Below are 8,138 nucleotides of genomic sequence, written 5' to 3' on the forward strand. Positions count from 1 at the left end.
ACCGAAGGCGTAAGCCAGCAGATTTACAGTCTGCCCCATTTGGCCACTCTGGTAACTGCCCCCTTGTAAAAAGCGATGCAAAGATACGCTTTATTTTTTTTCTGTGCAAATTCTACGAGAAAAATCAATCATTTTTATTGCTGTCACTGCAGCTTCATCTCCTTTATTCCCGTATCGTCCGCCGGAACGGTCTTCGGCTTGTTGTATATTTTCCGTTGTCAACATCCCGAAAATAAACGGAATTCCATATTGAAGATTCAGTTCGGTAACCCCTTGTGTAACGGCAGAACATACATAATCAAAATGAGGAGTATCGCCACGCACAACGCATCCAATAACAATAATGGCATCGACATCTTTGCTTTCGGCCATTTTTCTCGCTCCGTACGTCAGTTCAAAACTACCGGGTACTCGTTCTACACAGACATTTTTTTCTGATACGCCATGACGCTCCAAGGTATTACAAGCACCTTCAAGTAATTTTTCCGTAATGTTCTGATTCCACTCCGACGCAACAATTCCAAAACGCATGGACGAGGCGTCCGGCACTTTATCGAAATCGTATTCGGAAAGATTCTGGTAGACCGTCGCCATTTTTACTTCTTTTGAGCCAAAATCTCGGCACGAGTAATATATTTGTCGATCGTCATTGCTTCCATCGACTGATGATATTTCTCTTTGATCGTCTTATAAGCCTTGAGGGCTTGGTCGTATTGCTGTAAAGATTCGTAAGCAAGACCGGCCTTTTTCAGATAAATCGGGCTAATCAAATCGTTATCGGCTTTCGAAGCTGCTTTTTCGAAATAGCCGATCCCTTCTTTTGTCTGACCGGCTGAAACGTAGCAGTCGCCAATTAAACCGATCATGGTGGGGGCTATTTGCGAATCATTACCGCTATATGATTTGAGGCGTTTAATCGCTTCCTGAGGGTTTCCCAAACGATAATGACAAATACCGGCATAAGCTTTAGCTAAATTGCCCGACGGAGTACGTCCATATTGATCTATAATCGCTTCAAAACCTTCATAGTCAACCCCGTTTCCATTTAACGCCAAAGCAAAAGAGTCTTGTGCCAGATACTGTTCCCCTCTAAAAATCGCAAGTTTGGCTTTCTCGGCTTGCGGTTTGGCATACATATAATGATAAACCAGAATAAGACCTACTACCGCAGCAATACCTGCAATGACCGCAATAATAGTCTTTTTATTTTTTTCAATAAACTCTTCCGACCGGGAAACGATAGCCCCAACTTCTATCTCTTTTTCCTCGCTTGTTGTCTTCTTCGCCATAACGATAATAATTGTTTTCTGTTTTATTCCTTTTTGAAATTTAGGGTGCAAAATTAGCTTTTTTACGGGAATAAACCTCATGTACAGACTATATTTTTTATTTTTGTCCTGAAATCTTTGATGACATTTATCGCATATAAGGATTAACATTATGATACTTAATAAACTGTCTGTTTTAAACTATAAAAATATCCGGCAGGCAGAGATTGCCTGTTCGTCGAAAATGAATTGCTTTTTCGGCAGGAACGGCATGGGAAAAACAAACCTGCTCGATGCGGTCTATTATCTGTCGTTTTGTAAAAGTCATGTGCACACAGCGGAAAGTCAACTGATTCATCGCGACGAAGCACTATGCGTATTACAAGGCGAATATGCGTATGAAGATCGGACAGAAGCTATTTTTTGCTCAATCGGCCGCGGGCAGCGAAAGCTGTTTAAACGCAACCAGAAAGCATATCAGAAACTGTCGGAACATATCGGCCTGTTACCTCTGGTGATGGTTTCACCGTTCGATTCGGAGTTGATTCGCGGGGGCAGCGACGAACGGCGACGGTGGTTAGATGTGATCATCTCACAATATGATAAAACGTATATGCACGCCCTGATACATTATAACAAAGCGCTGATGCAGCGCAATCGGCTGCTTCGCGACCAAAGCCGTGACCAGTCGCTGTACGAAGTGTTAGAGATGCAGTTGGTACAACATGGAGAGGTGATTTTTCAAAAACGGGCACGACTTGTCGATGTCTTTCTCCCGTTCTTCAACGAATATTATCAGATCATCTGCCAATCGTCCGAGCATGTCGGGCTTCAATACATTTCGCAACTCCGCTCCGTCCATCTGGAAGAAAAACTGGCAGGGGATCGCGAACGTGAACGCGCGGTAGGATACACACTCACAGGGATTCACAAAGATGATCTTGAAATGACTTTGAACGATTCACTGATCCGGCATATCGGTTCGCAGGGGCAAAACAAGACATACTTAATCGCGATGAAACTGGCGCAGTTCTCATTTCTTGCCACCCAAAGCAGCACAATGCCGATTCTGCTGCTCGATGACATTTTCGATAAACTCGATGCGGAGCGGGTAGAGCAGATTATTCAATTAGTGGGCGGCGATCAGTTCGGGCAGATCTTTATCACGGATACGAACCGGAAATACTTAGATCAAATGCTGAAAGCCATCCAACAGCACTATACGGTATTTAAAGTAGAAGCAGGGCAAGTATTGCCCATGGAGGGAGAAGTATGAGACGGACACATGCTCAACCTCTTGGCGAGCTGCTACAGGAATTTTACAACGAGCATCCCCAGCTTCGGCAGAAAATACTCGAAGTGCGTGTCGTTCGTGCATGGGGGGAAGTATTAGGACTCTCCGTATCGAAAGCTACGCGCAGTTTATATGTTCGACAAGGCACTTTGTATGTCTCGGTAGATTCATCGGTGCTGCGAAACGAATTAATGCTAAACCGTGCTCATTTAGTTAAAAAACTGAATGAATGTGCCGGCGCGGCAGTGATTCGGGAGATCGTAATCCGGTAAGACGTAGCTTACCCGACAATTTCGCTGTCGGTAATGATGCGTGTCATTTTCCGATCGTGTGGCTCAGTCGGTATCCGATCGCGCAATTGAAAGCTGAAAGCAACTCCGATAGCAGGAGTGTCAGGCTGAGAGAGTAATCTGTCATAATATCCTTTTCCTCTTCCTAGGCGGTTTAACTGGCGGTCGAAAGCAATTCCGGGAACGATGAGTAATTCCGGATAAGACGTTTCAGGTAAGATGGAAGTCGTTTCGGGCTCCAAAATATCGAATGCCCCTTTCCGAAGATGATCTTTACCGGTATAACGTTGCAATGAAAGATCATCACCTACGACTACAGGCAGAAGAATCTGTTTTACCTTGTACCATTTCTCAATAAAATCGGCTGTTTGCACCTCGCCGGGAAGCGCATAGTACAATGCGACACATCCGGCTTTGCGAAACAGTTCATCTTCCTCGAGATGTCGCAACGCTTTCTGTGAATATGTTTGAAGCGCCTGTACCGAATATCCGCGCTTCAACGCGGCAATTTCTTTGCGCAAGGCTTGCTTCTCTTCCCTAAGAGTCATGGCTTGCCTTTTTCTTCTGCAGGAATTTCCGGACGCCACCGCCCTTCTTCAAGAACCTGAACTGCCCGACGTAGCGTAACATCGTCTTTTTGAAAAACAGGATAAAAACCGGCATAATCGAAGAAATGACGAACAATATACGATTGTATAGACTTTTCAATCAGATTTCTGGAGATGTTAATCAACGTTGGGCGCTTTTTAACTCCCTTATGTTCGGCGTAATCCGTAAACTCATTTAGAACAGGCCGTTGTTGCAAATACGCATATAAATCCTGATATGTCTTGAATGCCGAGAGACTTTTATAGTTCCGAGCGGCATATTCGATCGTAAACTGGTAAAGCAGTCCTTTATTCATCACGCTGTTATAATAAGACGTGATGTGAGATGTGTCACGCGGGATAAAGATATCGGGCATAATCCCTCCACCGCCGTACACCGTTCGTCCTCCCAACGTTTTATAAACGGACGATTGATCCATTTTGATGCTGTCGGCCGAGTCGAACTCTCCGTGAATAAACCGTTGATACAAGTCTTGTTCGTATTCGTCTGATTTGCCCAATTGATACATTTTCTGGATGCATCGGCCGGAAGGAGTGTAATAGCGGGCAATCGTCAGGCGCAGTTCCGATCCGTCGCTCAAAGGAATCGGTGCCTGCACAAGCCCTTTTCCGAACGAACGACGTCCGATGATCAATCCGCGGTCATTATCCTGAATGGCGCCGGCAAAAATTTCACTGGCCGAGCCGGACAGCTCGTCTGTCAACACGATGATCGGCACCTCCTGACATGAACCGGACCCGTCGGCATGGAAGTCTTGGCGGCGATAGGCCTTGCCTTCCATATAGACGATCGGTCTTCCGCGAGGAATGAACTCGTTCAGCATACGCACGGCGGCATCTAACATTCCTCCGGCATTATCGCGCAGATCAATGATAAAGTCGGTACAGCCCTCCTCTTTAAGTTTGGCAATCGCCGTGATAAATTCGTTGTATGTGGTACGTGCGAAGCTTCGGATCTTGATATAACCGATCTTACGTCCGATCTTATACGATACTTCGATGGAATGGTTGGGCACCTCTCCACGTGTCACCTCGAAGAAAGCAAGCTCCGACGAGTGGTCACGCTGAATCCCTAATTTTACCTTGCTGTCTCTTGGACCGCGCAAATTACGCATGATTTCCGCCTGACTGTATTTCTGTCCCGCATACGTCGAGTCGTTGATGGAGATGATGCGGTCGAACGGTTGGAGACCAGCTTTTTCGGCCGGTCCTCCGGGCATCACCGTGATGATAAGGATTGTGTCGTTAATCACATTGAACGATACGCCTATCCCGCTAAACGAACCTTCCAGATCATCATTAACGGCTTGTACGTTTTCGGCGGGGATCAACACGGAGTGAGGATCTAACTCGCTGATAAGACTGGCTGCCGTTTTATTCACCAGATCATTCATATTGACCGTATCAACGTATTGCGTATCGATAATATTCAAAATCGTGTTGATTTTGTTTTTCCCTGCATTCACTTCACGCATGCGGGGCGAACGGGAATATAAATAAGCTCCGAGCCATAGACCGATGCCCAAACTCACGATAATCGCTACAAACATCCACAGGATGTATCGACGGGAATGATTCATTTTTCTTCTTGGTTCAGGTGAATAAAATCGACGATAATGCCCGCACGTTTAAGCAGCTTACAACCTTCATCCGTATGGTATTCGTCGGAATATACCACACGTACGATACCGGCCTGTATGATGAGTTTGGCGCATTCGATACAGGGTGACGATGTAATATAGATGGTCGCCCCACGACTGTTATTCGACGAGGCGGCGACTTTTGTAATCGCATTGGCTTCAGCATGGAGCACATACGGTTTTGTTACATTATTTTCGTCTTCACAGATATTTTCGAAGCCCGAAGGTGTACCATTATATCCGTCGGAGATGATCATCTGGTCTTTGACAAGTAAAGCGCCTACTTTTCGACGTTGGCAATAGGAATTTTCCGCCCAAATCGCGGCCATCTGCAAATAACGTTTATCCGTCTCGTATTGTTTTGTTTCCTTCTTTGTCATTGAATCAACATCTTATTCTGTAACTGTCGGAATTTCTTTCGAACAGGCCTACAAAAGTAATGATATTTTGTGTTTCGCCTCTATCCGAAAGAGTATTTTTTCTCCTTACGCTCCAGACTTTTTCGTATTTCCGGAATATATTCCCAAACGGCTTCAGAGAGGAAAAAACGAACATCCTTTTCTTCTCTAATAGCCTGACGAATAAAGGTGGAAGATATTTCAATCATGGGTGCATTAAGACAACGCACCGCAGGGAGATCGGGAGGAATGGCGACCTCATAACCCTGACGCGGATAAACCCATATCGGGAACTCACGGATCAGCGCATCGGATTCTTTCCATCTACTCAGATTACTCCAACTGTCCGAACCTACGATAAGTACAAACAAAACCTCCGGATAAGCCTTACGTAGAGCACGTAATGTGTGAATCGTATAAGACGGGCGAGGCAACGAAAACTCAAAGTCGCTGGCTCTAAACTTTCCATAATCTTTAATAGAGGCTTCGACCAACGACAGTCGAAAACGATCGTTCATCAACGTATTCTCCGCTTTCAGGGGATTATGTGGCGTCACAAGAAACCATAGCTCGTCTAACGGTTCATACTCGCAAATCCAGTTAGCCAAAGCCAAATGTCCGATATGTATGGGATTGAATGAACCCGAAAAAATGCCGACCGTCTTCATTGAAAAAGAAAGCTAAAACGATATCCTACCGCCCCCTCCTCAGGGGTGAATAAAATCGGTCACCGTTTTCAACGCTTCCCGCTGTGCCTGCTCCAAATCATCATTCACAATGATTCGGTCGAATCGGGAAGCAAACGAAAGTTCGTACGCTGCTTTTTCCAGCCGACGTTCGATGACTTCGGGAGCATCCGTGCCTCTCTTTTCGAGCCGGGTACGCAATGCGTCGATCGACGGAGGACGGATAAAAACAGACAGGGCTTCAGCTCCATATTGCTCTTTGATACGGCAGCCTCCCACCACATCGACATCGAGTACGACAGTATTACCACTCGCTTGAATGCGCTCTATTTCCGACCGGAGTGTGCCATAGAATTGATCTCGGTAGACTTCTTCGTATTCGAGAAATTCCCCTGCCGCGATTTTCTGTCTGAATGTGTCCGGTGTCAAAAAATAATATTCTCTGCCGTCCTGCTCTTCGCCCCGCGGAGCACGGCTCGTAGCGGAGATCGAGAAGCGAAGAGGCAAGCCTTTTTCTAATAAATAACGAATAATCGTAGATTTACCTGACCCCGACGGAGCCGAAAAAATAATCAGTTTACCCTTCATTACAATACATTCAAAATCTGCTCTTTGATCTGCTCCAAAACATCTTTCATCTGCACCACGATTTGCTGCATCTCGGCATGGTTGCTTTTCGAACCGAGCGTATTAATCTCACGACCTATCTCCTGCACAATAAATCCGAGCTTCTTCCCCTGCCCGCTCCCGTTGTTCATCGTATCGATAAAATAGTGCAGATGATTCCTCAAACGGTCTTTTTCTTCGTTGATATCCAACTTCTCAAGGTAATAAATTAACTCCTGCTCAAAGCGGTTCTTATCATATTCCACCTCGGGAACCTTTTGCAAGTTCTCGAGCAGACGCCCTTTAATCTTATCAATCCGATCCTGCTCATACGGTTCTACTTCTTTGAGCAACTCTCCGATCGTCGCAATTTTCTGTTCAAAGAGTTTCTGAAGCATCCTCCCTTCTTGCTGTCTGAATTCAATCAGATGAGCAAGCGCGTCGGCAATTGCCTGATGAACCTTTTGCCATTCCGCTTCATCGACTTCTACCGTCTCGTTTTTGATCACATCCGGAAGACGCAGCAAGGTGGGAAACCAATCGTCCGGTAAACTCACCGACAGCCTCCCGGCCAAGTCTCGAATCTGCTCGTAATACCCTTCTACCACCGCTGCATTAATCTTCGTCGAAGTATCTTTTCCGATGTATTCAACATGTAGAATAAAGTCAATCTTCCCTCGCTCCAACTTTTGCGATAGCTCGTTGCGGATCTGCATTTCCTTTTCCCGATAAGCAGACGGAATACGTGTAAATAAATCGAGTTGCTTACTGTTTAAGGACTTGATTTCGATAGTCACCTTTTTATCGGTCATTTCGGCGGTAACCTTGCCGAATCCGGTCATAGATTGAATCATTTCTTTTCGTTTCTTTTATCCGGCAAATGTACATGATAATTTTCAATCTCCCTAACAGAAAAGCAAATGCCTTTCTTCAAAAGAACATCTCCTCCAAAGACGAACTTTTTCTCTTCTTTGCAATTCGCTCTGTTTCCCGTCTATCCGGGTAAAAATTTGGGAGGTGTGGATATCGCCGGCTGTTCCGCTCGGATTTTACGTACATACGGATGCGCGAAAATTTTCGTCCGTATATAAATTTCGCTACATACGGATGCAAGTAAACTTACATACGGATGTAAATTTATTTTCTCCCGTATATAAATTTCATTACATACGGACGCACGTGTTTTTGCGGCTTTTTCGCCCGGCTTTTAGGCTACGACATGGGGCGGTATATATACAAAAAAAAGAACATTTTCTTTTCAGAAAATGCTCCTTCTCAAAAAAATAATACCTAAAAAACGGCGGCTACCTACTCTCCCACAATATAGCAGTACCATCGGCGTGACGAG

The 8,138-nt window shown here is 45.2% G+C and carries 10 protein-coding genes; 2 read left to right on the forward strand and 8 right to left on the reverse strand.

Annotated features, from left to right (window positions below; translation table 11 throughout):
• Positions 1–90: 90 nt before the first annotated feature.
• Both ribH and ACTTKA_RS11600 read right to left on the reverse strand, forming a co-directional pair.
• Positions 91–594, reverse strand: coding sequence for a 6,7-dimethyl-8-ribityllumazine synthase (gene ribH, locus ACTTKA_RS11595; protein WP_442725154.1), 504 nt, complete (start codon positions 592–594; stop codon positions 91–93).
• Between the two features lie 2 nt (positions 595–596).
• Positions 597–1,289 (reverse strand): tetratricopeptide repeat protein, encoded by a 693-nt coding sequence (locus ACTTKA_RS11600; RefSeq protein ID WP_442725155.1) that lies wholly within the window; start codon positions 1,287–1,289, stop codon positions 597–599.
• 151 nt (positions 1,290–1,440) lie between these two features.
• On the opposite strand from ACTTKA_RS11600, the gene recF reads away from it, so the two are divergent.
• Complete coding sequence (gene recF / locus ACTTKA_RS11605) at positions 1,441–2,544, forward strand: DNA replication/repair protein RecF (RefSeq protein ID WP_385978858.1); 1,104 nt, start codon at positions 1,441–1,443, stop codon at positions 2,542–2,544.
• On the forward strand, positions 2,541–2,834 hold the full coding sequence (locus tag ACTTKA_RS11610) for a DUF721 domain-containing protein (protein ID WP_442725156.1): 294 nt from the start codon (positions 2,541–2,543) through the stop codon (positions 2,832–2,834). Before recF ends, ACTTKA_RS11610 begins: the two co-directional genes overlap by 4 nt.
• 8 nt (positions 2,835–2,842) lie before the next feature.
• On the opposite strand, the gene ACTTKA_RS11615 is transcribed toward ACTTKA_RS11610, so the two are convergent.
• The 6 genes from ACTTKA_RS11615 to ACTTKA_RS11640 all read right to left on the reverse strand — a co-directional run bounded on the left by ACTTKA_RS11615 (position 2,843) and on the right by ACTTKA_RS11640 (position 7,644).
• On the reverse strand, positions 2,843–3,400 hold the full coding sequence (locus ACTTKA_RS11615) for a 5-formyltetrahydrofolate cyclo-ligase (protein ID WP_442725157.1): 558 nt from the start codon (positions 3,398–3,400) through the stop codon (positions 2,843–2,845).
• On the reverse strand, positions 3,397–5,040 hold the full coding sequence (locus ACTTKA_RS11620) for a S41 family peptidase (protein WP_442725158.1): 1,644 nt from the start codon (positions 5,038–5,040) through the stop codon (positions 3,397–3,399). The genes ACTTKA_RS11615 and ACTTKA_RS11620 overlap by 4 nt, the downstream gene beginning before the upstream one ends.
• The gene (locus ACTTKA_RS11625) at positions 5,037–5,480 is read right to left on the reverse strand and encodes a dCMP deaminase family protein (RefSeq protein ID WP_014224057.1); all 444 of its coding nucleotides are present in this window, start codon (positions 5,478–5,480) and stop codon (positions 5,037–5,039) included. Before ACTTKA_RS11625 ends, ACTTKA_RS11620 begins: the two co-directional genes overlap by 4 nt.
• A gap of 80 nt (positions 5,481–5,560) precedes the next feature.
• Positions 5,561–6,166, reverse strand: coding sequence for a nicotinate (nicotinamide) nucleotide adenylyltransferase (gene nadD / locus ACTTKA_RS11630; RefSeq protein ID WP_314952466.1), 606 nt, complete (start codon positions 6,164–6,166; stop codon positions 5,561–5,563).
• A 39-nt stretch (positions 6,167–6,205) separates the two neighbouring features.
• Positions 6,206–6,772, reverse strand: a complete 567-nt coding sequence (gmk, locus tag ACTTKA_RS11635; protein WP_442725159.1) for a guanylate kinase — start codon at positions 6,770–6,772, stop codon at positions 6,206–6,208.
• A complete protein-coding gene (locus ACTTKA_RS11640; protein WP_014224060.1) occupies positions 6,772–7,644 on the reverse strand; it encodes a YicC/YloC family endoribonuclease in 873 nt (290 codons plus the stop codon). Before ACTTKA_RS11640 ends, gmk begins: the two co-directional genes overlap by 1 nt.
• Positions 7,645–8,138 lie beyond the last annotated feature (494 nt).

Source organism: Tannerella sp. (assembly GCF_052170195.1).
Classification (GTDB): domain Bacteria; phylum Bacteroidota; class Bacteroidia; order Bacteroidales; family Tannerellaceae; genus Tannerella.